This window comes from Pseudomonas sp. TCU-HL1 (assembly GCF_001708505.1).
Taxonomy (GTDB): domain Bacteria; phylum Pseudomonadota; class Gammaproteobacteria; order Pseudomonadales; family Pseudomonadaceae; genus Metapseudomonas.
In genome coordinates this window covers 2,324,628-2,349,641 of sequence record NZ_CP015992.1, presented here as the reverse complement: position 1 = coordinate 2,349,641, position 25,014 = coordinate 2,324,628, and the positions used below count along the sequence as shown (strand labels likewise).

28 protein-coding genes and 1 pseudogene are annotated in these 25,014 nt (G+C 63.9%); 7 read left to right on the top strand and 22 right to left on the bottom strand.

Annotation, left to right across the window (positions count from 1 at the left end; translation table 11 throughout):
• Window positions 1-2: 2 nt before the first annotated feature.
• Window positions 3-848, bottom strand: coding sequence for a hypothetical protein (locus THL1_RS10830; RefSeq protein WP_069083271.1), 846 nt, complete (start codon window positions 846-848; stop codon window positions 3-5).
• 71 nt (window positions 849-919) lie between these two features.
• Here THL1_RS10830 and THL1_RS10825 point away from each other — a divergent pair, with 71 nt between their 5' ends.
• Complete coding sequence (locus THL1_RS10825) at window positions 920-1,261, top strand: DMT family protein (protein ID WP_069083270.1); 342 nt, start codon at window positions 920-922, stop codon at window positions 1,259-1,261.
• A gap of 127 nt (window positions 1,262-1,388) precedes the next feature.
• Here THL1_RS10825 and THL1_RS10820 read toward each other — a convergent pair whose 3' ends face one another.
• On the bottom strand, window positions 1,389-2,261 hold the full coding sequence (locus THL1_RS10820) for an NAD(P)-dependent oxidoreductase (protein ID WP_069083269.1): 873 nt from the start codon (window positions 2,259-2,261) through the stop codon (window positions 1,389-1,391).
• A gap of 115 nt (window positions 2,262-2,376) precedes the next feature.
• Here THL1_RS10820 and THL1_RS10815 point away from each other — a divergent pair, with 115 nt between their 5' ends.
• Window positions 2,377-2,919 (top strand): exonuclease domain-containing protein, encoded by a 543-nt coding sequence (locus THL1_RS10815; RefSeq protein ID WP_069083268.1) that lies wholly within the window; start codon window positions 2,377-2,379, stop codon window positions 2,917-2,919.
• 77 nt (window positions 2,920-2,996) lie between these two features.
• The gene (locus THL1_RS10810; RefSeq protein ID WP_069083267.1) at window positions 2,997-3,278 is read left to right on the top strand and encodes a pyrimidine/purine nucleoside phosphorylase; all 282 of its coding nucleotides are present in this window, start codon (window positions 2,997-2,999) and stop codon (window positions 3,276-3,278) included.
• 59 nt (window positions 3,279-3,337) lie between these two features.
• Here THL1_RS10810 and murB read toward each other — a convergent pair whose 3' ends face one another.
• The 8 genes from murB to THL1_RS10770 all read right to left on the bottom strand — a co-directional run bounded on the left by murB (window position 3,338) and on the right by THL1_RS10770 (window position 10,182).
• The gene (murB, locus tag THL1_RS10805; RefSeq protein ID WP_069083266.1) at window positions 3,338-4,357 is read right to left on the bottom strand and encodes a UDP-N-acetylmuramate dehydrogenase; all 1,020 of its coding nucleotides are present in this window, start codon (window positions 4,355-4,357) and stop codon (window positions 3,338-3,340) included.
• A complete protein-coding gene (locus THL1_RS10800) occupies window positions 4,354-4,818 on the bottom strand; it encodes a low molecular weight protein-tyrosine-phosphatase (protein ID WP_069083265.1) in 465 nt (154 codons plus the stop codon). Before THL1_RS10800 ends, murB begins: the two co-directional genes overlap by 4 nt.
• Window positions 4,818-5,582, bottom strand: a complete 765-nt coding sequence (kdsB, locus tag THL1_RS10795; protein WP_069083264.1) for a 3-deoxy-manno-octulosonate cytidylyltransferase — start codon at window positions 5,580-5,582, stop codon at window positions 4,818-4,820. The genes THL1_RS10800 and kdsB overlap by 1 nt, the downstream gene beginning before the upstream one ends.
• A complete protein-coding gene (locus THL1_RS10790) occupies window positions 5,579-5,764 on the bottom strand; it encodes a Trm112 family protein (RefSeq protein ID WP_069083263.1) in 186 nt (61 codons plus the stop codon). Before THL1_RS10790 ends, kdsB begins: the two co-directional genes overlap by 4 nt.
• 38 nt (window positions 5,765-5,802) lie before the next feature.
• Entirely contained in the window at window positions 5,803-6,807 is a 1,005-nt protein-coding gene (gene lpxK, locus THL1_RS10785) for a tetraacyldisaccharide 4'-kinase (RefSeq protein WP_069083262.1), read from the bottom strand.
• Entirely contained in the window at window positions 6,807-7,253 is a 447-nt protein-coding gene (locus THL1_RS10780; protein ID WP_069083261.1) for an ExbD/TolR family protein, read from the bottom strand. The genes lpxK and THL1_RS10780 overlap by 1 nt, the downstream gene beginning before the upstream one ends.
• Window positions 7,250-7,885 (bottom strand): MotA/TolQ/ExbB proton channel family protein, encoded by a 636-nt coding sequence (locus THL1_RS10775; RefSeq protein WP_069083260.1) that lies wholly within the window; start codon window positions 7,883-7,885, stop codon window positions 7,250-7,252. Before THL1_RS10775 ends, THL1_RS10780 begins: the two co-directional genes overlap by 4 nt.
• Before the next feature lie 71 nt (window positions 7,886-7,956).
• On the bottom strand, window positions 7,957-10,182 hold the full coding sequence (locus tag THL1_RS10770) for a DNA internalization-related competence protein ComEC/Rec2 (RefSeq protein ID WP_069086478.1): 2,226 nt from the start codon (window positions 10,180-10,182) through the stop codon (window positions 7,957-7,959).
• A 174-nt stretch (window positions 10,183-10,356) separates the two neighbouring features.
• Between THL1_RS10770 and THL1_RS10765 the strand changes: the two genes are divergently transcribed.
• Window positions 10,357-10,884, top strand: a complete 528-nt coding sequence (locus THL1_RS10765) for a DUF2062 domain-containing protein (protein WP_069083259.1) — start codon at window positions 10,357-10,359, stop codon at window positions 10,882-10,884.
• A gap of 50 nt (window positions 10,885-10,934) precedes the next feature.
• Here the strand turns inward: THL1_RS10765 and THL1_RS10760 are convergent, their stop codons facing one another.
• The 3 genes from THL1_RS10760 to THL1_RS10750 are packed head-to-tail and all read right to left on the bottom strand — an operon-like array spanning window position 10,935 to window position 14,107.
• Window positions 10,935-12,179: a lipoprotein-releasing ABC transporter permease subunit gene (locus tag THL1_RS10760; protein ID WP_069083258.1), complete on the bottom strand. Its 1,245-nt coding sequence runs from the start codon at window positions 12,177-12,179 to the stop codon at window positions 10,935-10,937.
• A 1-nt stretch (window position 12,180) separates the two neighbouring features.
• Window positions 12,181-12,864: a lipoprotein-releasing ABC transporter ATP-binding protein LolD gene (gene lolD, locus THL1_RS10755; protein ID WP_069083257.1), complete on the bottom strand. Its 684-nt coding sequence runs from the start codon at window positions 12,862-12,864 to the stop codon at window positions 12,181-12,183.
• Window positions 12,857-14,107: a lipoprotein-releasing ABC transporter permease subunit gene (locus THL1_RS10750; RefSeq protein ID WP_069083256.1), complete on the bottom strand. Its 1,251-nt coding sequence runs from the start codon at window positions 14,105-14,107 to the stop codon at window positions 12,857-12,859. Before THL1_RS10750 ends, lolD begins: the two co-directional genes overlap by 8 nt.
• Window positions 14,108-14,276: 169 nt before the next feature.
• On the opposite strand from THL1_RS10750, the gene THL1_RS10745 reads away from it, so the two are divergent.
• Genes THL1_RS10745 through THL1_RS10735 form a run of 3 tightly spaced genes read left to right on the top strand, consistent with a single transcriptional unit; the run spans window position 14,277 to window position 15,887 of the window.
• Complete coding sequence (locus tag THL1_RS10745) at window positions 14,277-14,861, top strand: PilZ domain-containing protein (protein ID WP_069083255.1); 585 nt, start codon at window positions 14,277-14,279, stop codon at window positions 14,859-14,861.
• 10 nt (window positions 14,862-14,871) lie between these two features.
• On the top strand, window positions 14,872-15,162 hold the full coding sequence (locus THL1_RS10740; protein ID WP_069083254.1) for a phosphodiesterase: 291 nt from the start codon (window positions 14,872-14,874) through the stop codon (window positions 15,160-15,162).
• Between the two features lie 2 nt (window positions 15,163-15,164).
• Window positions 15,165-15,887, top strand: coding sequence for a glycerophosphodiester phosphodiesterase (locus THL1_RS10735; protein ID WP_069083253.1), 723 nt, complete (start codon window positions 15,165-15,167; stop codon window positions 15,885-15,887).
• 218 nt (window positions 15,888-16,105) lie between these two features.
• Here THL1_RS10735 and sthA read toward each other — a convergent pair whose 3' ends face one another.
• From sthA to THL1_RS10690, 9 genes and pseudogenes are all read right to left on the bottom strand, one after another.
• Complete coding sequence (gene sthA / locus THL1_RS10730) at window positions 16,106-17,500, bottom strand: Si-specific NAD(P)(+) transhydrogenase (protein ID WP_069083252.1); 1,395 nt, start codon at window positions 17,498-17,500, stop codon at window positions 16,106-16,108.
• A gap of 150 nt (window positions 17,501-17,650) precedes the next feature.
• The gene (gene nqrM / locus THL1_RS10725) at window positions 17,651-17,878 is read right to left on the bottom strand and encodes a (Na+)-NQR maturation NqrM (RefSeq protein WP_069083251.1); all 228 of its coding nucleotides are present in this window, start codon (window positions 17,876-17,878) and stop codon (window positions 17,651-17,653) included.
• Between the two features lie 2 nt (window positions 17,879-17,880).
• Window positions 17,881-18,897: an FAD:protein FMN transferase gene (locus tag THL1_RS10720; protein ID WP_069083250.1), complete on the bottom strand. Its 1,017-nt coding sequence runs from the start codon at window positions 18,895-18,897 to the stop codon at window positions 17,881-17,883.
• Window positions 18,881-20,107: an NADH:ubiquinone reductase (Na(+)-transporting) subunit F gene (gene nqrF / locus THL1_RS10715; protein ID WP_145928284.1), complete on the bottom strand. Its 1,227-nt coding sequence runs from the start codon at window positions 20,105-20,107 to the stop codon at window positions 18,881-18,883. The genes THL1_RS10720 and nqrF overlap by 17 nt, the downstream gene beginning before the upstream one ends.
• Window positions 20,108-20,116: 9 nt before the next feature.
• On the bottom strand, window positions 20,117-20,725 hold the full coding sequence (gene nqrE / locus THL1_RS10710) for an NADH:ubiquinone reductase (Na(+)-transporting) subunit E (RefSeq protein WP_069083249.1): 609 nt from the start codon (window positions 20,723-20,725) through the stop codon (window positions 20,117-20,119).
• Complete coding sequence (locus THL1_RS10705; protein ID WP_145928283.1) at window positions 20,725-21,399, bottom strand: NADH:ubiquinone reductase (Na(+)-transporting) subunit D; 675 nt, start codon at window positions 21,397-21,399, stop codon at window positions 20,725-20,727. Before THL1_RS10705 ends, nqrE begins: the two co-directional genes overlap by 1 nt.
• A complete protein-coding gene (locus tag THL1_RS10700; protein WP_069083247.1) occupies window positions 21,396-22,184 on the bottom strand; it encodes a Na(+)-translocating NADH-quinone reductase subunit C in 789 nt (262 codons plus the stop codon). Before THL1_RS10700 ends, THL1_RS10705 begins: the two co-directional genes overlap by 4 nt.
• Window positions 22,177-23,388, bottom strand: a complete 1,212-nt coding sequence (locus THL1_RS10695) for an NADH:ubiquinone reductase (Na(+)-transporting) subunit B (protein WP_069083246.1) — start codon at window positions 23,386-23,388, stop codon at window positions 22,177-22,179. Before THL1_RS10695 ends, THL1_RS10700 begins: the two co-directional genes overlap by 8 nt.
• Before the next feature lies 1 nt (window position 23,389).
• A pseudogene (locus tag THL1_RS10690) lies at window positions 23,390-24,726 on the bottom strand (Na(+)-translocating NADH-quinone reductase subunit A).
• Window positions 24,727-25,014: the final 288 nt, after the last annotated feature.

Sequence of the window (25,014 nt, the reverse complement as noted above, 5' to 3'; positions counted from 1 at the left end):
TTTTACTTGGCGGAAGGCCCCGTTGGCACGACCCCGGTCGCCGAAGACAGGCGTGCTCGTAGCTCATCCAGGCTTTCCCCCGTATAGATGTTCGCGAGAAGTCGCCCGTCATGGACCTCCAGACTTACGCGCCGCGAGTCACGCAGGTCGAAGACCTGATAAGCGGATGACTGGCTATGAAAAGCGCGCACGCGCGAAGTCCAGTAGGTGGCCAGGTTGGCTCCACCCTGCCCCGGCCGCCCCTTGGCGGCGGGGGACACCGCGAGGCGCCGGCCGGATAGGTCGTAGACACCGGAAACCTCGCCAAAGCCGAAGAACCGCTCCTCCGCATCCCGATGCCAGGTCAGGTAAAGGCGGTTCAGCTTCGACTCGCTCAGGGTAACCGTCAGCTTCACGCCCTGCTCGCCATCGTCTTCCAGTAACAGCAGATAACGGCTCAGGCTTCCGTCCGAGCAGCGCAGGTGCCCTTTCAGCTGCAACTGACGCCCCAGGCGCTCGAATACCTCAAGGCTTTGCTCGCGACAGAGCAGCTCGCGGTCATCGCGCAATTCCCGGCCAGGCCGGGCATCAGGCACCTCCGCGAGCCCCTTGCCCGCCGCCAGGAAACCACCCTCGACGCGCCAGAGCACCTGATCGGGACGGTTCAGCGGGTGAACGATGAAACCCACTCCGCGCCAAGCCAGACGAAAGCGGCCAAAATCGAAGTCTCGCGCCACCGAGAATGCGGGCGGCACGTACAACTCCGGGATAACGGGCGCCTTGCCCAATGCATCGACGCCACGCAGCACTGCGATTATCACGCCGAGCAGCACCAGCACTACCAGTCCCAACCCACGCCAGAAGGCCATGGCCCGCCCCTTTCCTTGAGAATCTTCACCTATTAGGCTTGCGCGTCGCCATTCACACAGAGCCTTCGATCATGCCGGTATGGATGCAGACCGCCGCCCTGCTCGCCCTGTCCAACGTCTTCATGACCTTCGCCTGGTACGGCCATCTCAAGACTCTCAACACCAAGCCCTGGATTATTGCGGCACTGATCAGCTGGGGAATTGCCTTGTGCGAATACCTGATCATGGTGCCAGCCAACCGGATCGGTTACACCGAGCTCTCGGTCGGCCAGCTTAAGATCATGCAGGAAGTGATCACGCTGGCCATCTTCGTGCCCTTCAGCGTGTTCTTCATGCAGCAGCCGCTGAAGCTGGACTATCTGTGGGCGGGTCTATGCCTGATCGGCGCGGTCTACTTCATTTTCCGCAGCTAGGCTCGCCTGCGCTTCGGCCATGCGTCGTCAGAAATCGGCTCAGACTGCTCATTAGCAGTCGTTAACTCCGCGTCTTCGCCGATTTCTTCCTAGCCTGACCTTTGCTCGGCGGCCTAGCATTCGAGCACTACGCGGGCTTCTTCAATCGGGCGATCAGGCTCGATGTGTCCCAGCGCCCGCCGCCCATGGCCTGGACCTCAGCGTAGAACTGGTCCACCAGCGCGGTCACCGGCAACTGCGCGCCATTGCGCGCGGCCTCGTCGAGCACGATCGAAAGGTCCTTGCGCATCCAGTCCACCGCGAAGCCGAAGTTGAAGCTGCCCTCCAGCATGGTCTGGTGGCGATGCTCGAGTTGCCAGGACTGCGCCGCCCCCTTGCCGATCACCTCCATGGCGCCCTGCGCATCCAGCCCGGCGCACTGGGCGAAATGCAGCGCTTCGGCCAGCCCCTGCAGAAGGCCGCCAACGCAGATCTGATTGACCATTTTGGTCAACTGCCCGCTACCCACGGGCCCCATGTGACGCACCAACTTGGCGTAGCTGTCGATCACCGGCGCGGCGCGCTCGTAGAAGCCCGGCTCACCGCCCACCATCACCGATAGCATGCCGGCTTCAGCCCCTGCCTGTCCGCCGGAGACCGGCGCATCGAGGAACCCCAGTTCACGCTCAGCGGCGAGGACTGCCATCTCACGCGCCACATCGGCCGACGCCGTGGTGTGATCCACCAGGATCGCGCCAGGCGCCATACCGGCGAACGCACCATCCGTGCCCAGAAGCACGGCACGAAGGTCTTCGTCATTGCCGACGCAGACCATCACGAACTCCGCCCCTTCAGCCGCCTCACGCGGTGTGGGGAAGGCATCTCCGCCAAATTCATCGCACCAGAGCTCGGTCCTGCCGGGCGAGCGGTTGTAGACCCGCACGGAGTGACCCTCGCAAGCCAGGTGTCCGGCCATGTTGAAGCCCATCACCCCCAAACCGATGAACGCTACTTCAGCCATTGTTCTTCTCCTTCCTCGACCTGCGGAAAAGCCTAACACGCCGTTTGCCGAGCCGCGAAAGCACCACCATACTCGCGCCAGGCTGGGCTGACCGCACATTGCCAAGGAGAACTGCATGCCGCATTGGCTGATCATCGATCTGGAAGCCACCACCGAAGAAGGTGGCTGGCCGCTGGAAGAAATGGAGATCATCGAAATCGGTGCCGCGCTGGTCCGCGCCGATGGCCACGAGGTGGACCACTTCCAGCGCTTCGTGCGTCCGCTGCGGCGCCCCTGCCTGACGGGTTTCTGCCGCCAACTCACGCATATCAGCCAGGCCGAGGTGGACGGCGCCGCGAGTCTGCCCCAGGTCTGGCAGGCGTTCGAACGCTGGCTCCACCATCACAGCCCACGCCTGGTCGGCTGGGCGAGTTGGGGCGACTACGACCGCCGCCAGCTGGAACAGGAGTGGCAGCAGCACGGGCTGGACAGCCTGCTGGCCGCCATACCTCACGTGAACCTCAAACAGCGCTTCGCCGAAGTGCGTAAACTCAAGCGCGCCGTCGGCCTGCACACCGCCCTGCAACTGGCCGGGCTGCACTTCCAGGGCCAGCAGCATCGCGCCCTCGAAGACGCGCGCAACACCGCGCGACTGCTACCGCTCGTTCTCCCCGCCTGAAGCCTGCGGAGCTAGTGACGACCTACCCTGCCTTGGGCATACTGTCGGGCCCTTTCAGACCCATCCAGGAGCCCAGCATGTTCAAGGTCAACGAATACTTCGACGGCACCGTCAAATCCATCGCTTTCGGCATGACCGAAGGCCCCGCCACCATCGGCGTGATGGCCGCTGGCGAATACGAGTTCGGCACCAGCCAGCTGGAAGTGATGCATGTCATTGCCGGCGCCCTGACCGTGAAACTGCCGGGTAGCGACAGCTGGGAAACCTTCGCGGCCGGCACCAACTTCACCGTTCCGGCTAACAGCAAGTTCCAGCTGAAAGTCGCCCAGGACACCGCGTACCTGTGTGAGTACCGCTAAACGCCAGCGCAAAAGAAAACCGGTCATCAGGCCGGTTTTTTTGTTTAAGGCAGCGCCATTCAGATCAGATTCGGCTCCATCTCCAGCTCGACCCCGAAACGCTTGACGATGTCCGCACGAATGCGTTGGGCCAGGCCATGCAGCTGGCTGCCGGTCGCCGAACCGTAGTTGACCAGCACCAGTGCCTGCAACCGATGCACACCCGCATCACCTTCGCGGAAACCCTTCCAGCCGGCACGCTCGATCAACCAGCCGGCAGCCAGCTTCACCTGCCCGTCCGCCTGCGGATAAGCCACCAGATCTTGGTATTCGCCGCGCAGGCGCTGGGCCAGCTCAGCAGGCACCAGCGGATTCTTGAAGAAGCTCCCGGCATTGCCCAGCACGGCCGGGTCCGGCAGTTTCTCACTGCGAATGGCGCAGATGGCGCGACTGACGTCCATCGGCGTCGGCGCGTCGATCCCTTCGCTCTGCAAGCGCTGGCGAACCGGGCCATAGTCCAGGTGCAGCCGGGGCGCACGGCTGAGATTGAAGCGTACGCGCAGGATGAGCCAACGACCGGCTTCGCGCTTGAACAGGCTGTCGCGGTAGGCGAACTGGCAGTCCTGCAGAGCAAACTCGCGCAGCTCGCCGGTTTGCCGATCCAGCGCAGTCAGCCCGGCGAACACATCTTTCAGCTCAACGCCGTAGGCGCCGATGTTCTGCATGGGCGCGGCGCCCACAGTGCCGGGAATCAGACTGAGGTTCTCCAGGCCACCCAATCCCTGCTCCAGGGCCCAGAGCACCAGGGGATGCCAAGGCTCGCCAGCCTCGGCCTCCAGCAGCACCTTCTCGCCGTCATCGGCCAGGATGCGAATGCCGCGAGTGGCCATACGCACGACCAGGGCCTCCACATCACGAGTCAGCAAGAGGTTGCTGCCACCACCGATGACCAGCAGCGGCAAGCCTCGGGCAGTGGCAACGGAAAGTGCTTCGTACACCTCGGCATCGCTCCGGGCCTCGGCGAACAGCCTCGCCCGCACATCCACGCCAAAGGTGTTGTAGGGCTGGAGGGAGAGGTTCTCGTGCAGGACCAGGCTCACAGGCGCCCCTTGATTTCGACAATCAGTGCATCGCAGGCCTGCTCGACCAGGTCGAGGACCTGCTCGAAGCCCTCCTCGCCCCCGTAGTACGGGTCCGGCAACTCATCCAGGGCCGATTCGTAGCGGCGCAGGAAGAGATCCAACTCCGCGGCGGCATCGCCGGGGCGGAGGCGGCGCAAATTGGCCAGGTTGGCTTCATCCATCGCCAGGATCAGGTCGAAGCGCGCGAAATCCTCAGCGGCCACCTGACGTGCGCGCAGCTGGGACAGGTCGTAGCCACGGCGCTGGGCCGCGACCCGGGTACGCGCATCCGGCGCCTTGCCCACATGCCAGTCGCCGGTACCGGCGGAGTCCACCTGCACCTGCTCGGCCAGGCCGGCCTCACGCAGCTTGTGCCGCAGCACACCTTCGGCAGTGGGCGAGCGGCAGATATTGCCGAGGCATACGAAGAGAACGCGCATCAGGCCCCCAGCAAGCGCCGGACGCGCTCGAGGTCTTCCGGGGTGTCGACCCCTGCTGGCGGGGCCTCCAGGGCATCAGCCACATGGATGCGCACGCCGTGCCAGAGGGCCCGTAGCTGCTCCAGGCACTCTGTATTTTCCAGCCAGCACGGGCCCCAGGCGACAAAGTCGTGAAGGAAGGCGGCACGGTAGGCATAGATGCCGATGTGACGGCGATAGGGCACGTCAGCGGGCAGTTGCTCGCGGCTGGCAGCAAAGGCGTCACGGGCCCAGGGCAGCGGCGCGCGGCTGAACGTCAGTGCCAGGCCGCTGAGGTCGGTTGCGACTTTCACCACGTTGGGGTTGAACAGTGCCTGGACGTCCTGAATCCGCTCCGCCAGGGTGGCGATACCGGCTTCCGGGTGAGCGGCGAGGTTGGCAGCCACCTGATCGATGATCGCTGGCGGGATCAAGGGCTCATCACCCTGTACGTTGACCACGATGGCGTCACTGGCCAGACCGAGTTGGCTGGCGACTTCGGCCAGGCGGTCTGTGCCGGAATTATGGTCCGCGCGCGTCAGCAGCACCTCGGCACCAAAGGCCCCGCAGGCTTCGACAATGCGCGCATCATCGGTGGCGACCACCACACGCTGGGCAGCGCTGCGTCGAGCCTGTTCCCAGACGTGCTGGATCATCGGCTTGCCGGCAATGTCCTGCAGCGGCTTGGCCGGCAGGCGGGTCGAGGCGTAGCGGGCGGGGATGACGACGGTGAACGCCTGGGTCATTTGTCCAGCCGCTCGTCGACATTCAGCGTACGGGCTTCACCTTCCAGCATCACCGGGATGCCGTCGCGTACAGGGAAGGCCAGGGCATCGGTCTTGCAGATGAGTTCGCTCTTGTCATCGGCCAGCTTCAGCGGGCCCTTGCACAGGGGACAGGCGAGGATATCGAGGAGTTTCAGGTCCATGGGGGAATCCTTGGGCAGTGGCCAACAGGCCACGTCAGTTAGAAGCGCTCCGGCAGCAGGCGGGCCAGTTGCCCGTCGAACCAGGCGACGAACGCCGATGACGGGACTGCGTCGACCGCCAGGTACCACCAATCAGCGGCCGCGAAGGCCCGGCACTTCACCGCATCCTTCTCGGTCATCAGAACGGGCAGCACCGGCGTGAAATCCAGCGCCTGCGAGCTGTAGACAGCATGATCGGCGAAGGGGTGCGGAATCGGGCGCCAGTTTAGCGCCTCCAGGGTCCTGAAGAAACGCTGGGGGTTACCGATGCCAGCAACGGCATGGACGGCCTGGCCCAGCGGAAAATGATCCAGCCCCACGCGCTTGCCGCTCTTGAGGTTGACCAGCACGCTCGGCTGCAGAGTAAAGGCGAAACCATCCTCCGAGTCGGCCTCGGCGCCATTGCGCAGCACCGCGTCCACCGAAACCAGGCGCTCCGGCGGCTCGCGCAGGGGGCCGGCCGGCAGGCAGCGGCGATTGCCCAGACCACGGGCCGCGTCGATCAGTACCAGTTCCAGGTCACGTGCCAGGCGGTAGTGCTGCAAGCCATCGTCACTGAGGATCAGGTCCAGCTCTTCCTGCTCCAGCAAGGCTCTCACCGCGCGGGAACGGTCCGGATCGATCATCAGGGGTACGCCGCTGCGCTGGACGATCAGCAGCGGCTCGTCGCCGGCCAGTTCGGCGCCCTGCTCCGCGCGCACGCGCCAGGGAAGTTGTGGCGGCTTGGCGCCGTAACCACGGCTGACCACACCGACACGCAGCCCGCGCGCCCGGCAATACTCGATCAGCCAGAGAATCATGGGTGTCTTGCCAGTGCCGCCAACGGTGATGTTGCCGACCACGATCAGCGGAACAGGCGACCGATAACTGCCGCCCTGCCCAGCCAGGAAGGCGGCACGCTTGCGCTGTGCCACCCGACGGTAGAGCCACTCCAGCGGGGCCAGCAGACCGAGGGCCGGGTGGCCCTGGTACCAGGCGTCCAACAGTCGATCGGAGAAAGCCATCAGGGCTGCTTGGCCGGGTCGGACTCGATGGTGGTCATGCGCAGATGGCTGAAGCCCAGCTTGCCTGCGGCGTCCATGGCAGTAACCACTGACTGGTGGGTAGTACGGGCATCGGCGGTAATGACCAGCGGCAAGCTGTTATCGCCTTCCGACTCACGTCCCAGGGCCGAGATCAGGGTCGCCAGGTCGCTCTTGACCAGGTTCTGCCCATTGAGTGAGTACTGCCCGTCGGCCGCGATACTCAACTCCAGGGTCTTGAGCTCGGTTTCCTGGGATGGCGTGCCACTAACCGCTTCGGGCAGCTCGATCTTCAGCTGGCTGGGCTTGCTGAAAGTGGTGGTCACCACGAAGAACAGCAACAGCACGAAGATCACGTCGATCAACGAAGTGAGGTTGAGGAACACCTCTTCGCGGGCGACATTGCCCGCCCTGCGGCGGAACTTCACGCTTTGGCTTCCTCTGCGAAGTCGACCTCGCGATCACCCTGGACCACTTCAACCAGCTTGATCGCCTCCTGCTCCATGGCTACCACCAACTCGTCGACGCGACGCAGCAGATAGCGATGGAAGAACACAGCGGGGATGGCCACGATCAGGCCCGCCGCAGTGGTCACCAGGGCCTTGGCGATCCCGCCGGCCAGCAGCGGCGCATTGGCCATGCCGTTTTCCATGAAGCCACCGAAGATATCGATCATGCCGAACACGGTGCCGAGCAGGCCCAGCAGCGGGGCCATGGCGGCGATGGTGCCAAGGGCGTTGAGGTAGCGCTCCAGTTCATGAATGACCCGGCTGGCGGCTTCCTCGATGCACTCTTTCATGATCTCGCGACCATGCTTGGAGTTGGCCAGGCCCGCGGCCAACACTTCACCCAGGGGCGACGATGCGCGCAGTTCCTTGAGCCTCTGGCCATTGAGTTGCTTGTCCTTGATCTGGCGCCAGACCTGTCCCAGCAGGTGCGGCGGCGAGACGCGACTGAGGCGCAAGGTCCACAGGCGTTCAGCAACTATCGCGGTGGCGGCGATGGAACACAGAATGATCGGTAGCATCATCCAGCCACCGGCTTTGACCAACTCCCACACGGTAGGAAATCCCCTTCGGAAAAGTGGCGCCACTCTAGCATAGGGTCGGCGTTCGCCGACCGCCGCCGTTCTCATTTTTCCCTCCAGAACACGGACTTTTCTCGCCAGCTTTCCGGCTCGACATGAGCCCCCAGCCGCAGCAGCAAAGCGCCCTGCTCCGCCGTGTCATGAATCTCGGCGGGCAAACCGCGGATACGCGAAACGACCAGCGGGTGTGGATGCCCGTACGAATTGAGGTGCCCCCGGGAGATCACCACTTTTTGTGGCTGAACGGCTCGCAGGAAGGCGGGGCTGGAGGAGGTGCGGCTACCATGATGCCCAGCCACCAGCCAGCGCGCCGCGAGCGGCTGCCCGCTGGCGACCCAGGCCGCTTCGCCGCGCGTGCCAAGGTCGCCACTGAGCAGGATGCGCTCACCTGCGGCCTCGACGGCCAGCACACAGGAACGCTCATTGCTGTCTCCCGCTACGGGCGACTTCCAGACAAGGAACCGCACCCCATCCCAGCTCCAGGCATCACCCACTGCGCAGGGTTGCGCATTCAGATCGGGCGGCAGGCGACCCGGCTCCCCGCTCATGACCCGCGCCACCGCCAGCCCTCGCTGCACGGCCAGGGCGCCGCCAGCATGATCGGAGTCCGCATGGCTGATCAGCATCAGGTCGAGCCTGGACAGACCCAGGCCGCGCAATGCCGGCACCACCACCCGCTCGCCGATGTCGAAATCCCCCCGACGCGGACCGGCGTCGTAGAGCAACGCATGCTCGCGGGTGCGTATCAGCACCGAAAGCCCCTGCCCCACGTCGAACACCCAGACCTCAGCCTGCCCGGGGGCGGGACGCGCCAGCAGCGGCATCAGCATGGGCAGCAGCAATGCGAAGCCGAATGAGCGTAGCGGCACTCCCGCCGGCGCCATCAACAGCAGCGTACCCAGCGCGCTCAGCAGCCAGGCCCAGCCTGGCACCTGCGCTGGAATCCAGGCAGGCAACTGCATGGCAGTCCAGGCAAGCCCGCGAAACAGGAGTTCCAACGCTCCCCCGGAAAGCCAGAGCAGCGCTTCACCCAGCAACGGAACAGGCAGCAGCAGGGTTCCAAGCAGGGCGAGAGGAAGTACCACCAGACTGATCCAGGGCACCGCCACCAGATTCGCCAGCGGTCCACTCAGGCTGATGGGCAGGGCCAGGGCCAGCAGTATCGGTGCCAGCCCCAAGCCCATGGCCCACTGGGCTCGCCACCAGGACTGCCACCAGGCCCAGGTGCCAAGGCGTCCGGCGAAACAGAAGACCAGCAGCAGGACGGCGCCGAACGACAACCAGAATCCAGGCTGCAGAACCACCAGCGGCTCAGCCAGAAGCACGGCACAGAGCGCGACCATCAGCGGCGTAAGGAACCCCAGGTGACGAAACCGCAGACGCCAGAGCAGGACAACGGCGAGCATCACGCAGGCCCGCTGCACCGGCACATCGAAACCGGCGAGAAGGCCGTAGCCGACACCGCCCACCAAGGCCAGGGTGCAAGCACTGGGCAACCACGGCAGGCGCCGCGGCCAGAGCCCCAGGCGCGCCAGGGCCGCCACCAGGCCATAGAGCACCCCGGCGAACAAGGTGATGTGCTGGCCGGAGATAACCATCAAATGCGTCGTACCGGTGTCTTGAAGCAGGCGCCAGTCCCTGTTCGTCAAGCCCGATCCGTCCCCCAGCACCAACGCGGCGAGGCCTCCTGCCCTCCCCCACGCATCGACCTGCAGCAACCGTTGGCGAAGCTCGTCGCGCCAGGCGTAAAGCCCGCCAGCCGGTTCGAGGCGCTCACCGGTTCTCACCGAACCGGTGCCGCCCGTGCGCCGCGCCAGCAACCAGGCCTCGTAATCGAAGGTGGCGGGGTTCACCAGTCCATGAGGCCGTTTCAGACGCACCGCCAGTCGCCAGCGTTCGCCAGCCAGCATCGGCGGCCCGCCATACCAGGACAGGCGCAGGCGCTTGGGCAATCGCGCCCGCGCGGAGTGGAGCTCATCCAGCTCGAATCGCACCACGCCGTCGGCGACGCTCGGCAAGCCGACCACCCGCCCCTCCAGCCAGCGCACCTGTCCATCCAGCTCCAGTGCCAATCGATCATCGAGCGCCCACTGGGCACTCAGGCACGCCCAGCCAAGGCCGACCAGGAAAAAGCCAGCGCGCCACGCCCGCCCGCCCAGCAGGAGCAGACCGACGGCCAGCAGGAGATAGAGCCACCAGACAGGCGGCAAGGCGGGCATCCAGCGCAGCGCAAGCAAGCCAGCCGCCAGTGCGGCCAGCCCGGACAACATGGGCATTCCACTCTCCTTCCCTGGACGGGGAGCCGCGGCAACGTCCTGTTCCGCGATGCACAGGCCACTGCGGCGGTGAATGCTCCCTCGTTAACCTGCCGACACAAACTGACCCGGCGATGTCATTTCCGTGTGTGCATAATACCCGGCGCTTTCGTCCGCCAGAGACCGCCCATGCCGCGTCGCCTCTTCAAACGCTACATGCCGAATCCGGACACCATCAGGGAACACAAGTCCCTGCGTTTTCTCGGCCCCCTGATCCACGACCCCAACCTCTGGCACCTCAATCGCCACTCGGTTGCACGCGCCATGGCCATGGGCCTGTTCGCCGCATTCGTGCCCATTCCCATGCAGATGCTGCTGGCTGCCGGCCTGGCTATCATGGTCCGCGCCAACCTGCCGATTTCGGTCGGCCTGGTCTGGCTGACCAACCCCATCACCATGCCGCCGGTCTTCTACTGCACCTACAAGATGGGCGCCTGGATCATGCAGATTTCTCCGCGCGCGCTGCCCGATGAACTGACCTGGGAGTGGATCACGCAGGAACTTTCCACAGTCTGGCAGCCGTTCCTCCTAGGCTCTTTGGTGTGTGGCGTATTGGTCGGAGCACTGGCCTACATGCTGACCATGCTCTATTGGCGCTGGTGGGTCGGCCACAGTTGGCGCAAACGCCAGAAGGCCCGGAAGGAAGCCAGCCGCTGAAACGAAAACGCCGCATTGAATGCGGCGTTTTTGTTTGCGTGCAGGACCTGCTACTCGTAGCGCAGGGCCTCGGCCGGCTGGGTCTGGGCTGCACGCCAGGCCGGATAGAGGGTGGCCAGGAAGCTCAGCACCAGGGCCGCCGAGCAGATCAGCAACACATCGCTCAACTGCAGCTCGGACGGCAGGTAACTGACGAAGTAGACGTCGGAACTGAAGATCTGCCGGCCACTGGCGCGCTCCAGGGCGGCAATCCACTGACTGACGTTGAGCGCGGTGATAACGCCCAGCACGGTACCGATCAGCGTACCGATTACACCGATCACGCTGCCCTGCACCATGAACACGGCCATGATCTGCCGCGGCGTAGCACCCAGGGTACGGAGGATGGCGATGTCCGCGCGCTTGTCGGCAACGACCATTATCAGGGTGGCGATGATGTTGAAAGCAGCCACGGCCACGATCAGCAGCAGGAGCAAGCCGATCATGGTCTTCTCCATTTTCATGGCGCTGAACAGGCTGCCCTGGGTATGGGTCCAGTCGTCCGCGCGATAGCCCTGCCCCAGCTCAGCGACAATCTGCTGCGACACCTGCGGTGCTTCGAAGAGGTCCTTCAAGGCGATACGCACGCTCTGCACCTCGCCTTCCTCGAGGCGCTGGATGGCCGAAGCGTCGGCGATGTTGATCAGCGCCAGGGAGCTGTCCAGCTCGGCGCCGACCTTGAACACACCCACCACATTGAAGCGCTGCATGCGCGGCGTGATGCCGCCCGGTGCGCTGCTCACCTCGGGAACGATCAGGGTCAGCTTGTCCCCGACATTGAGACGGAAGCGCCGCGCGGTGATTTCGCCGATGACAATGCCGGATTCACCCGCCTTCAGCGCATCCAGATCACCCTGCACCATGTGCTTGCCGATAATCGAGACCTTGGTCTCTTCCTGCGGGTCGATGCCGTTGATCTGCACCGGCTGCATCATGCCCTTGTAAGAGAGCATGCCTTCCAGCTCGGCGAAGGGCACCGCACCCACCACCTCCGGGTGCTTCATCGCCGCAGCGGCCACGAGGCGCCAGTCATCCAGTGGCTGCTCGGCACTCAGGGTCGCGTGAGACACCATGCCGAGGATGCGCGAACGCATTTCCTTCTGGAACCCATTCATCACCGAGAGCACCACGATCATGGCCAGCACGCCCAGCGCCAGGCCGATCATCGAGGTCAGCGAGATGAAGGAGATGAAGTGGTTACGGCGTTTGGCACGCGTATAGCGCGTGCCGATGAAAATCGGGAGAGGTCTGAACATCTCAGGCAGCCACCAGTCGGCCTTCTTCCAGGCGCAGCACCCGATCCATCTGATGGGCCAGCTGCAGGTCGTGAGTCACCACCAGGAAGGCGGTACGCAGGGAGCGGCTGAGTTCCAGCATCAGCTCCTGGATGCCATGGGCGGTGTGCTGATCGAGGTTGCCAGTCGGCTCGTCGAGCAGCACCAGCGCCGGGTTGTTGACCAGGGCACGTGCGATGGCCACGCGCTGGCGCTCACCGCCAGAGAGCTCCGCCGGCTTGTGCGACAGGCGATGCCCAAGCCCCACGCGCTCCAACAGCGCCGTGGAACGCTGGCGAGCTTCGCCGATGGCGGTGCGGCCGATCAGCAATGGCATGCAGACGTTTTCCAGTGCGGTGAATTCCGGCAGCAGGTGATGGAACTGATAAACAAAGCCAAGGGCGCGGTTGCGCAGCAGCCCGCGGGCAGTTTCGCTAAGGGCGGAAAGCTCTTCGCCAGCCAGCCAGACACTGCCCTTGCTCGGGGTATCCAGACCGCCCAGCATGTTCAGCAGCGTGCTCTTGCCTGAACCGGAACTGCCCACGATGGCCACCCGCTCACCCGGGTGCAGTTCCAGCTCGACGCTGGACAGCACCTCGACCGATTGCGGGCCCTCGTCGTAGCTCTTGCTCAGGTTGCGGCAACTCAGGACTGCCTTGTTACTCATAGCGCAAAGCCTCTGCTGGCTGGGTGCGCGCGGCACGCCAGGCGGGGTAAAGGGTGGCGAGGAAGCTCAGGACCAGCGCGGCCGAGCAGACCAGCACCACGTCCTCGGCCATCAGCTGGGATGGCAGGTAATCGATGAAATAGACATCGGCACTGAGGAACTTGTGCCCCAACAGGCGTTCCAGCAACGCGATGGCGCCGCTCACATTGAGCGCCGCGAGAATGCCCAGCACGCCGCCGATGAAGGTGCCGACGACACCGATCACCGTACCCTGCACCATAAAGATGCCCATGATCTGCCGGGGTGTGGCGCCCAAGGTCCGGAGGATGGCGATGTCGCTGCGCTTGTCGGTCACCACCATCACCAGCGTGGAGATGATGTTGAAGGCAGCCACGGCAACGATCAGCAGCAGGAGCAGACCGATCATGGCCTTTTCCATCTTGATCGCCTGGTACAGGTTACCGTGAGTACGCGTCCAGTCGCGGGCGTAGAAGTCTTCCCCCTTCAGTTCACCCGCGATCTGCCAGGCCACCTGCGGCGCCTGGAACAGGTCGTCGAGTTTCAGGCGCAGGCCCTGCACCTGATCCGGCTGCCAACGCTTCAGGCGAGCCACATCCGAGAGGTTGGCGATGGCCAGGAAGCCGTCCAGCTCACCGGCACCGACGTGGAAGATGCCGACCACGGTAAAGCGCTTCATGCGCGGGAAGACACCCGCCGGGGTGACCGCCACTTCGGGGAGCACGAAGGTGACCTTGTCGCCCATGCCCACGCCCAGCTTGCTGGCGGCGCGGTCACCGATGACGATGCCGAACTCACCAGGCTTCAATGCCGCCAGGCTGCCCTCCCGGAAGAAGTTGCCGATGATGGAAACCTTGGGCTCTTCCTGTGGGTCCACGGCATTGACCAGCACCTTCTGCACCTTGCCGTCGGCAGTCAGCAGACCCTGGACCTGGGTGTAGGGCGCGACGGCTTTCACTTCGGAATGGCGGGCCACGCCGTCGGCCAGCTGGCGCCAGTCGTTGATGGGAACGGCGGATTCCACGGTGGCGTGGGGCACCATGCCCAGCACGCGCGTGCGCATCTCGTGGTCGAAGCCGTTCATGACCGATAGCACCAGGATCATCACCAGCACACCGAGGGCCAGGCCGATCATGGAAGTCAGGGAAATGAAGGAGACGAAGTAGTTACGGCGCTTGGCGCGCGTGTAACGGGCGCCTATGTACAGGGACAGCGGTCTGAACATGGAAGTGGAGTTCGCTGGCGAAAGAAGGGACGTCCTTGTGGCGGGGCTTGGCGAGCAGCGTTTACACTCAAATTCTGTTCATGATCTGCAACGTCGCCCAAGGGCGTCGCAAACGGGCTCGCGAGATAACGAACAGCTCTTCGACCACCACCGCTGCCATGGGTTCGCCATGTCGACACGAGACGCGGATGACCGCCGCGAATACTACCGCATCGAAGATACGATCGCACTGGAATTTCACCCGCTGAAACAGGGCGATACAGACGATGGAAGCAGCGCTGACAGCAGCTCCCAGCTGTTCGGCCTGCTCAGTGAATTGCACCTGATGGACTTCGAATCCCAGCATCTGCTGCGACATATCCATGAGCGCGACCGCACCCTCGCCAGTTACCTGAAAGTCATCAACAAACGCATCGACCTGCTCGGCCAGGCGCTGGCCCAGAGTCTGTTGCGCGACATCGGCCCGGCGCGCCAGGTGACCCTTTCCGAAGGTGGCATCAGCTTCAGCAACCCGCAGCCCATCGAGCCGGGCAGCCTCCTGGCGATCAAAATGGTCCTGATGCCCCAGGCACTTGGCCTGCTGCTGCGTGCGGTCGTGATACACAGCCAACCTCGAGAGGATGGCCGGTTCGACATCGGCACCGAGTTCGAAGAGCTGACCGACGCCCAGCGGCAACTGCTGGCCCGGCACATTCTGCAGAAGCAGGCCCAGCAGCGACGCCAGGCCCGCGAACGCGCCTCCCCGACCAGCTGAGCCCCCCTGTATGACGCGCCCCGGCCTGTTGCTGACCTACCTCCTCCTGGCGCTGCCCGTTGGCGCCGAAACCCTCGAGATTCCTGTCGGCGAGCAAGGCGACGCGGGCCTTTCACTCCCCGCCCGTGGTGAGAGCCAACGCGCCGTGCTGGAGCGCTTTGGCCTCCCCGATGAAGAACACCCCGCAGTCGGCAAGCCGCCAATCAGTCGCTGGGACTACCGTGAATTCTCGGTCTATTTCGAAAGCGGACGGGTCATCGACAGCGTCCGCCACCATCAACCCAGAGCACCAAGGGAATAAAAGTGACCCTGATCTACGGCCATCGAGGCGCCAAGGGCGAATGCCCGGAAAATACCCTGGCCAGCTTCCAGCAATGCCTTTCACATGGCGTGAAGCGCTGCGAGCTGGACCTGCACCTGTCGCGCGACGGTGAGCTGATGGTGATCCACGACCCCAGCCTCAAGCGCACCACCGGCCGCCGAGGCAAAGTGGCCGAGCATGACGCCGAGGAGCTGGCAACCTATGACGCTCGCCTGGGCGGCCCGGGCTGGCAAAAGCCCTGCCCCATCCCCCGCCTGGCAACCCTGTTCGAGCAATGCGACTTCGACCACTGGCAACTGGAAGTGAAAAGCGCCTCGCGTGTCCGTGCTGCGCGGACCGTGCTGGCAATCCAGGAACTGACCGAGCGCCACGGCCTGCAGGACAAGGTCACCGTCACCTCCAGTTCGCGCGAGGTACTGCGTGCGCTCAATCGGCTAACGCCGAATCTGTCTCGTGGGCTGGTGGCGGAATACGCCTGGCTCGACCCGCTGAAGGTAGCCAGGCACCACGGCTGCAATCTACTGGCACTGAACTGGACACTGTGCACCCCTGAACGCCTGTTGCGGGCGCAGAAGGAAGGGCTGCACGTCTCGGTCTGGACAGTGAACGAGCCCGCCCTGATGCGCCGACTCGCTGACTTCGGGGTGGACAGCATCATCACCGACTTCCCGGGCCTGGCAAGCACCGCTATCGGGATTCGCTGAATCCCCACGGCGCCGCTCGTCCTTGTGGGAGCGAATTCATTCGCGATTGAATCGCCTCCACAAGCTCGGGCTGCCCCCATGAAAAAACCGACCACCAGGGCCGGTTTTTTCATTCAAGGCGTCGCCTGATCAGAAGCTCTCCCGGTTCGGCCAACGCCAGAGGTGCGTGTCGCCGAGAGGGTCCTCCCCGGCCGGTTCAGGCGCCCGGCCGGTGCTGCTCAAAAAAGCCGGTTGAGGCCGTCGAACGCCGCAACCCGATAGGCTTCCGCCATGGTCGGGTAGTTGAAGGTGGTGTTGACGAAGTACTTGATGCTGTTCGCCTCGCCCTTCTGGTTCATGATCGCCTGGCCGATGTGCACGATCTCCGAAGCCTGGTAGCCAAAGCAGTGCACGCCGAGGACTTCCAGCGTCTCGCGGTGGAACAGGATCTTCAGCATGCCCACAGGTTCCACGGCGATCTGCGCGCGTGCCATGCCCTTGAAGAAGGCCTTGCCCACTTCGTAGGGAATCTTCGCCTGGGTCAGCTCCTTCTCGTTCTTGCCGATGGAGCTGATCTCCGGGATGGTGTAGATGCCGGTGGGCACGTCATCGACGAAGCGCCACTCGTCGTTATCGACGATATTGCCGGCAGCCGAACGGCCCTGGTCGTAGGCGGCGCTGGCCAGACTCGGCCAGCCGATTACGTCACCGGCGGCGTAGATGTTGGAGATGCAGGTGCGGTAGTTCTGGTCCACCTCGATCTGGCCACGGCTGTTGACCTTGATACCGATGTTCTCCAGGCCCAGCTTGTCGGTGTTGCCAGTGCGGCCGTTGCACCACAGCAGCGCGTCAGCCTTGATCTTCTTGCCGGACTTCAGGTGCAGGATCACCCCGTTGTCCAGCCCCTCGATACGCTCGTACTCCTCGTTGTGACGAATCAGCACGTTGTTGTTGCGCAGGTGGTAGCTCAGGGCGTCGGAAATTTCGTCGTCAAGGAAGCTGAGCAGCTGGTCGCGGTTGTCGATCAGGTCAACCAGAACGCCCAGGCCACTGAAGATGGAAGCGTATTCGCTGCCAATCACGCCAGCTCCGTAGATGATCAGGCGTCGCGGAGTGTGGCTGAGGGTGAGGATGGTGTCGCTGTCGTAAACACGCGGATGGCTGAAGTCCACGTCCGCCGGGCGATAGGGGCGCGAGCCGGTGGCGATGATGATCTGCTTGGCCACCAGGCGCTCCACCACGCCGTTCAGGCAGACGACTTCGATGGTCTGCTCATCGGCGAAGCTGCCGGTGCCGAAGAAGGTGTCGATGCGGTTGCGCGCGTAATAGCCGGTGCGCGAAGCCACCTGCTTGGCGATCACCTTCTCGGCGCTCTTCAGCACATCGGGGAAGGAGAACCAGCGCGGCTCGCCGATCTGGCGGAACATCGGGTTGGTGTTGAACTGCATGATCTGCCGCACCGAATGACGCAGCGCCTTGGACGGGATGGTGCCCAGGTGGGTGCAGTTGCCGCCGACTTCACGGCGGCTGTCCACCACCGCCACTTTCTGGCCGGCCTTGGCGGCGTTCATTGCCGCGCCCTCACCCGCCGGGCCGGAACCCAGCACCACTACGTCGTAGTTGTAGACAGCCATGCTTACTCCTCATAACGGGCCGGGGCGCCCTATGGCGCCCCCGGCAAGGTCCGCGGCATTCGACACCGCGGAAATCGGAACCTGTTTCGGCGATCCCGGGCGGGACCTTGAACTGGCGTGCAGCTTAGTCGAGCCGCTTGGCGCTGCACATTAGCGCTTGGTCGCGTCGTAGGCGAGTTTTGAATCCACTACATCGCCGCCTTGCTGGACCTCTTCGCACTTCTGACGATCACCGCCACAGATGGAGCATTGCTTTTCAATGCCCAGATTGGCGATGCCGCCGCAGGAGCCGGCAATGGGCTTACGCCCCATGATCACGCCCACGGCCATGCCCAGCACCACCAGCAGCATGATCAGGAATACCAAAACGAAGGTCATGCTCATTTCTCCTGTTGCTCGAACAGTTCGCGGAAGCGGCTGCTGCCCTGGCTGACAAAGCCCTGGCCTTCACGGGTCACGAAAAAGGCGGCGATGTCGTGGCGTTCAGCATAGGCCCTGCCCGCCTCCGGCCCCAGCACCATCAGCAGCGTGGACAGGCCATCCGCCCGTAGCACCGACTCATCCACCACCGTGACCGCTGCGAGGTTGTGGTTGATGGGCGCCCCCGTCTTGGGGTCGAGGGTATGGGAATAGCGCTTGCCGTCCTTCTCGAAATAGTTGCGATAGTCGCCTGAAGTCGAGACCCCGAGCCCATCGAGCTGAATGATCTTCTGCGCTATCTGACGGTCATCCCGCGGCGCCTCGATGGCGACTCGCCAGGGCGTACCGTCAGGCTTGCGGCCGACAGCCTTCAACTCGCCAGTGATTTCCACCAGGGCGCTACCGACACCCAGCTCGCCCAGCCGCGTCACCACGCGATCAACCGCATAGCCGGCGGCGATGCTGTTGAAGTCCAGTTGCACCGGCGCGTCCTTGCACAGCTGCTGGCCACTAACGGACAGGTGCTGTTGACCAACCCCGACCTTCGCGGCAGCAATGGCATCGGCACTGGGTACCTGGTTGCCACGGGACTGCGGACCGAAGCCCCAGAGGTTGAGCAGCGGCTCCACTGTCATGTCGAAGGCGCCATCGCTGTCCTTCGACAGGTCGCTGGCGAACGACACCAGTTCCAGCATCGAGGCCGGCAGCGCCATACAACTGCCCGCCGGCAAGGCATTGAAGCGCTCCACCTCGGAATCGGCGCGGTAGGTGGACATCTGCTGATCGATTTCCGCCAGGATGCCCTCCACCTCGTGGCGAGCTTGTTCGACCGAGGGTCCGGAAGCGCTGCGCACGTATTTCACCGAGTAGCTGCTGCCCATGGTGGGCCCGCCGAACTGCTCCAGGCGATCGCCGCACCCGGCCAGCAGGAGGCTGGCCGAGAGCAACAGCGCGATGGGCCTAGCCACCGAAATCATCCAGCAGAATGTTGTCCCGCTCCACGCCGAGGTCGGTGAGCATCTTGATCACCGCAGCGTTCATCATCGGCGGGCCGCACATGTAGAACTCGCAATCCTCGGGGGCCGGATGGTCCTTGAGGTAGTTCTCATAGAGCACGTTGTGGATGAAACCCTTCAGCCCGGTCCAGTTGTCTTCCGGTTGCGGGTCGGACAGCGCCAGGTGCCACTGGAAGTTCGGGTTCTCGGCGGCCAGCTGGTCGTACTCCTCGGCATAGAAGGCTTCGCGCAGAGAGCGTGCGCCGTACCAGAAGCTGATCTTGCGCTTGGAGCCGAGGCGCTTGAGCTGGTCGAAGATGTGCGAACGCATCGGGGCCATGCCCGCGCCGCCGCCGATGAAGACCATTTCGGCGTCGGTGTCCTTGGCGAAGAACTCGCCGAAAGGACCGTACACCGTCACCTTGTCACCCGGCTTGAGGCTGAACACCCAGGAAGACATCTGGCCCGGTGGCAGGTCGTCCTTGCCGGGCGGCGGCGAGGCGATACGGATGTTGAATTTGACGATGCCCCTCTCATCCGGATAGTTGGCCATGGAGTAGGCGCGGATCACCGTCTCCTCGACCTTGGACACGTACTTCCACTGATTGAACCTGTCCCAGTCGCCCCGGTACTCGGGCTGGATGTCGAAGTCCTTATAGGCCACCTGGTGGGGCGGGCACTCCAGCTGCACGTAGCCACCGGCGCGGAAATCCACGCTCTCCCCTTCCGGCAGGCGCAGGGTCAGCTCCTTGATGAAGGTGGCCACGTTGGGGTTGGACTCCACCGTGCATTCCCACTTCTTCACGCCGAAGACCTCTTCCGGCACCTCGATGTGCATGTCCTGCTTCACCGGGGTCTGGCACGACAGGCGCCAGCCTTCCTTCGCCTGGCGGCGGGTGAAGTGGGATTCTTCGGTGGGCAGCATCTCGCCGCCACCGCTCTCGACGACGCACTTGCACTGGGCGCAGGTACCGCCGCCACCACAGGCGGAAGAGAGGAAGACGTTATGGGAGACCAGGGTCTGCAGCAGCTTGCCGCCGGCGGGCACGGTGATGGTCCGCTCGCCGTTGATGACGATGTTCACGTCACCGCTGGACACCAGCTTGGCGCGAGCCACCAGGATGATCACCACCAGCCCGAGGACGATGGCGGTGAACATGCCGATGGCGAGGAAGATTTCAAAACTCAGCATGTCCGTTCCTTAGAGCTGCACACCGGAAAACGACATGAAGCCGAGCGACATCAGGCCGATGGTGATGAAGGTGATGCCGAGGCCTTGCAGGCCCTCGGGAACATCGCTGTATTTCAGTTTCTCGCGGATACCCGCCAGCAAGGCGATGGCCAGTGCCCAGGAGAAACCCGAGCCGACGCCGTAGACCACGCTCTCACCCAGGTTGTAGTCGCGCTCCACCATGAACAGCGAGCCGGCCATGATGGCGCAGTTCACCGTGATCAGCGGCAGGAACACGCCGAGGGCGTTGTAGAGCGAGGGCACGTACTTGTCGAGCAGCATCTCGAGGATCTGCACGATGGCGGCAATCACGCCGATGTAGCTGAGCAGGCCGAGGAAGGACAGGTCCACGTCCGGCAGCCCTGCCCAGGCCAGGGCGCCATCTTTCAGCAACAGGCTGTACAGCAGGTTGTTGGCCGGCACGGTGATGGCCTGCACCACGATGACCGCGATGCCCAGGCCGATGGCGGTTTCCACCTTTTTCGAAATGGCGATGAAGGTGCACATGCCGAGGAAGAAGGCCAGGGCCATGTTCTCGACGAACACGGCCTTCACGAACAGGCTGAGGTAATGCTCCATCAGTAGGCCTCCTTGTTGGATACCTGGGGCGCGATCTTGTAGGCCGGCGCTTCCTTCTGCCCGGTCTTCCAGCTACGCAACGCCCAGATGATCAGGCCGATGAGGAAGAAGGCCGAAGGCGGCAACAGCAGCAGGCCGTTGGGCTGGTACCAGCCACCGTCATTGATCACCGGCAGCACCTCAAAGCCCAGCAGCTTGCCAGCGCCGAGCAGCTCGCGAACGACGCCGAGGACGATCAGCATGGCGCTATAACCCAGGCCATTGCCAATGCCATCGAAGAAGGACAGCAGCGGCGGATTGGCCATGGCGAAGGCTTCCGCGCGGCCCATCACGATGCAGTTGGTGATGATCAGGCCGACGAACACCGAGAGCTGCTTGGACAGGCTGAAGGCGTAAGCCTTGAGCACCTGGTCGACCACGATCACCAAGGACGCGATGATCACCATCTGTACGATCATGCGGATCGAGCTCGGGATCTGGCTGCGGATCATCGAGATGAACAGGTTGGAGCAGCCGGTGACCAGGGTCAGGGCGATGGACATCACCAGCGCGGTCTTCAGGTTGGACGTGACCGCCAGCGCCGAGCAGATGCCCAGGATCTGCAAGCCGATGGGGTTGTTGTGCAGGATCGGGTCCAGCAGGACCGACCGGATAGTGGGTTGCGCCATGCTCATGCCTCCCCGTTGTTCAGCTTGGCCAGGAACGGGCCGAAGCCGTTCTTGCCCAGCCAGAAATGCAGCAGGTTGTTGACGCCCTTGCTGGTCAGCGTAGCGCCCGCCAGGCCATCCACCTGATGGCTCGCGCTGGGCGAACCGGCGTCGACGCTGCCCTTGATGATGCGGATAGCCAGTTGGCCCTGCTCATCGAACAGGCTCTTGCCGTTCCACAGCGCCTTCCATTTCGGGTTGTCCACTTCGCCACCGAGGCCAGGGGTTTCACCGTGCTGGTAGAAGCCGAGGCCGACAACGGTATTAAGGTCGCCCTTGAGCGCCAGGAAACCGTAGAGGGTCGACCAGAGGCCATAGCCGCGAACCGGCAGGATCAGGGTCTGCAACTGGCCGTCCTGCTCCACCAGGTAGACGGTACTGAAACGCTCGCGGCGCTTGATGGACGCGATGTCCTGCTCGGCAGGTAGCGCGTCGGACAGCTGCGGGTCCTTGGCGGCCTTCAGCGGGTCGAAGCCAGCGGCTTTCATCTCATCGGAGAAATCACCGCTGGACAGATCGACCACCCTGGCAGTGATGCGCTCGGCGTAGAGCTTCTTCACCTCATCGGCCGACATGCCCGGCTCGGCCAGGCCGGCAATGGTGAGAATGCTGCGCTGCTTGTCCAGCTCACGGTTCTCCACCTGCACCGGCTTCAGTGCCACCGCGCCACCGGCGACGAACACGGAACACACCAGGCAGACCACCAGGGCCACCATCAGGGTGCGGACAGTGGATTCTTTCTGGTTAGCCATTGCGTGCCAGCCTCCGCTTGATATTGGCCTGGACGACGAAATGGTCGATCAGCGGCGCGAACAGGTTGGCGAAGAGGATCGCCAGCATCATGCCTTCCGGGAAGGCCGGGTTGACCACACGGATCAGCACCACCATCAGGCCGATCAACGCACCGAACAGCCATTTCCCGGTATCGGTCATGGACGCGGACACCGGGTCGGTGGCCATGAACATCATGCCGAAGGCGAATCCACCCAGGACCAGGTGCCAGTACCAGGGCATCGCGAACATCGGATTGGTGTCCGAGCCGATGGCGTTGAACAGCCAGCTGGTGGCAATCATGCCCAGCATCACGCCGGCAACGATGCGCCAGGCCGCAATGCGGGTAATCAGCAGCACACCGCCACCGATCAGGATGGCCAGGGTGCTGGTCTCGCCGATGGAGCCCTGGATGGTACCGAGGAAGGCGTCCATCCAACTGATGCCGTGGCCGACGATATTGTCGACACCGCCAGCGGCGCCAAGGCTCAGCGAGGTGGCGCCGGCAAAGCCGTCCACTGCGGTCCAGACCGCGTCACCGGAAATCTGCGCCGGATAGGCGAAGAACAGGAAGGCACGACCCGCCAGGGCCGGGTTGAGGAAGTTCTTGCCGGTTCCGCCGAAGACTTCCTTGCCCAGCACCACACCGAAGCTGATGCCCAGGGCCACCTGCCAGAGCGGGATGCTCGGCGGCAGGGTCAGGGCGAAAAGCACGGAGGTGACGAAGAAGCCTTCGTTCACCTCATGGCGGCGAATGGAGGCGAAGAGCACTTCCCAGAAGCCACCGACGATGAAGGTCACCGCATAGATCGGCAGGAACCAGGCCGCGCCCTGGATGAAGTTGTCCCACAGGCTGTTCGGGTCGAACCCGGCCAGCGCGCCGATCAGGGTGAAACGCCAGCCTTCCTGGGCCGCCAGCAGATCGGGGCTCTGCGCGAACACCAGGTTGGCCTGGTAGCCGACGTTCCACATGCCGAAGAACATGGCCGGGAAGGTGCAGAGCCAGACGGTGATCATCATGCGCTTGAGGTCGATACCGTCGCGCACGTGGGCGGTCGTGTGGGTCACATTGGCCGGACGATAGAAAAAGGTATCGACCGCTTCATAGAGGGCGTACCACTTTTCGTAACGGCCGCCGTGCTCGAAGTTATGCTCGATCTTGTCGAGGAATTTACGCAGGCTCACATCAGCCCTCCTTCTCGATTCGGCTGAGGTTGTCCCGCAGGATGGGGCCGTACTCGTACTTGCCGGCGCAGACATAGCTGCACAACGCCAGGTCTTCTTCGTCCAGCTCCAGGCAGCCGAGCTTCTGCGCCATTTCGGTGTCGCCGACGATCGATAGCGCAGGAGTTGGGTGGGCAGGATGTCCAGCGGCATCACCGCCTCATAGTTGCCCACCGGCACCATGGCGCGCGGACTGCCATTGGTGCTGGTGTTGAAGGCGAACTTACGACCGCCCAGCAGCTTCGAGACGAAGATGTTCAGCACCGAGTGCTTGTTCACCCCGGCACGCAGGTAGTGCAGCAGCTCGCGGTCGTTGCCCTCACGCAGGCAAGACACTTGCACGTGGTAACGCCCGAGGTAGGCACAAGCGCCGCGGGAAGTACGCCCACCCAGCAGAGAGCCGGACACCACACGGTTGGCACCGGGCTGCAGCTCACCGGCGGTGAGCTCGTGCAGGCTGGCGCCCAGGCGGGTGCGCAGCAGGCGCGGGTTTTCTACCACCGGGCCAGCCAGGGACACCACGCGCTCGACCCAGAGGCGACCGCTGGTGAACAGCTTGCCGATGGCGATCACGTCCTGGTAACCGATATGCCAGACGCTCTTGCCGGCACTCACCGGGTCGAGGAAATGAATGTGGGTGCCGGGCAGGCCGGCCGGGTGCGGGCCGGCGAAGGATTCGCTGCGCACCTGGGCCAGGCTTTCGCCCGGCAGTGTGGTGCCGTCGGCCTTGCAGAGGAAAATGCGGGCCAGCCGGGAAAGGACGCTGAGACCATGCTCGAAGTCCGCGGCGTGCTCGGCGATCACGAGGGCGGGATCGGCGGCAAGCGGCTGGGTGTCGATTGCCGTGACGAAGATGGAGCTGGGCGTGGCGTCGATGGCCGGCACGCGGCTGAACGGCCGAGTACGCAGGGCAGTCCAGAGGCCGGACTGGACCAGGTTGTCGCAGACCTGCCGGGGGTCGAGCTGGCCGAGTCGCTCAGCGGGATACTGCTCGAAAACCACCTCGTCATCGCCCTCAAGGTCGATCACCACGGACTGCAGCACGCGCTGCTCGCCACGGTGGATGGCGCTGACAACGCCGGCACCTGGCGCGGTGTAGATGACGCCTGGGCTTTTCTTGTCGGCGAACAGCGGCTGACCGAGCTTGACCCGATCCCCCACCTGAACCTCCATGGTCGGCTTCATGCCGTGATAGTCGAAGCCGATGACGGCAACGCTCCGAACCGGGCGCCCGGCCTCGACTCGCTGAGCCGGCTCCCCCGCCACTGGCAGGTCCAGCCCTCGCTTGATTCTGATCATAGGTTTCGCCTGAAACAGGAATACTGCCCGGCCCTAGCCCGCCAGCCAAATGACCAGCCTCGCGCCAGGCCATGCCTGGCACGAATGTGCTGAATTCCGAACGATTAAGCGGCGGATTATAGAGAGCCATACCCTCCCTTGCCACCCAAGTCCTTTCTTTTCAGCGACTTAACAAACAGCAGACTACCGGGCGTCCAGCTCTGAACAGCAAGCCATCCTGCCCTGCCCCGACAAAGCCATGTCGACCCACGCCCTGGCAGGCACTGTGCGAAATGAAAAACGGGAGCC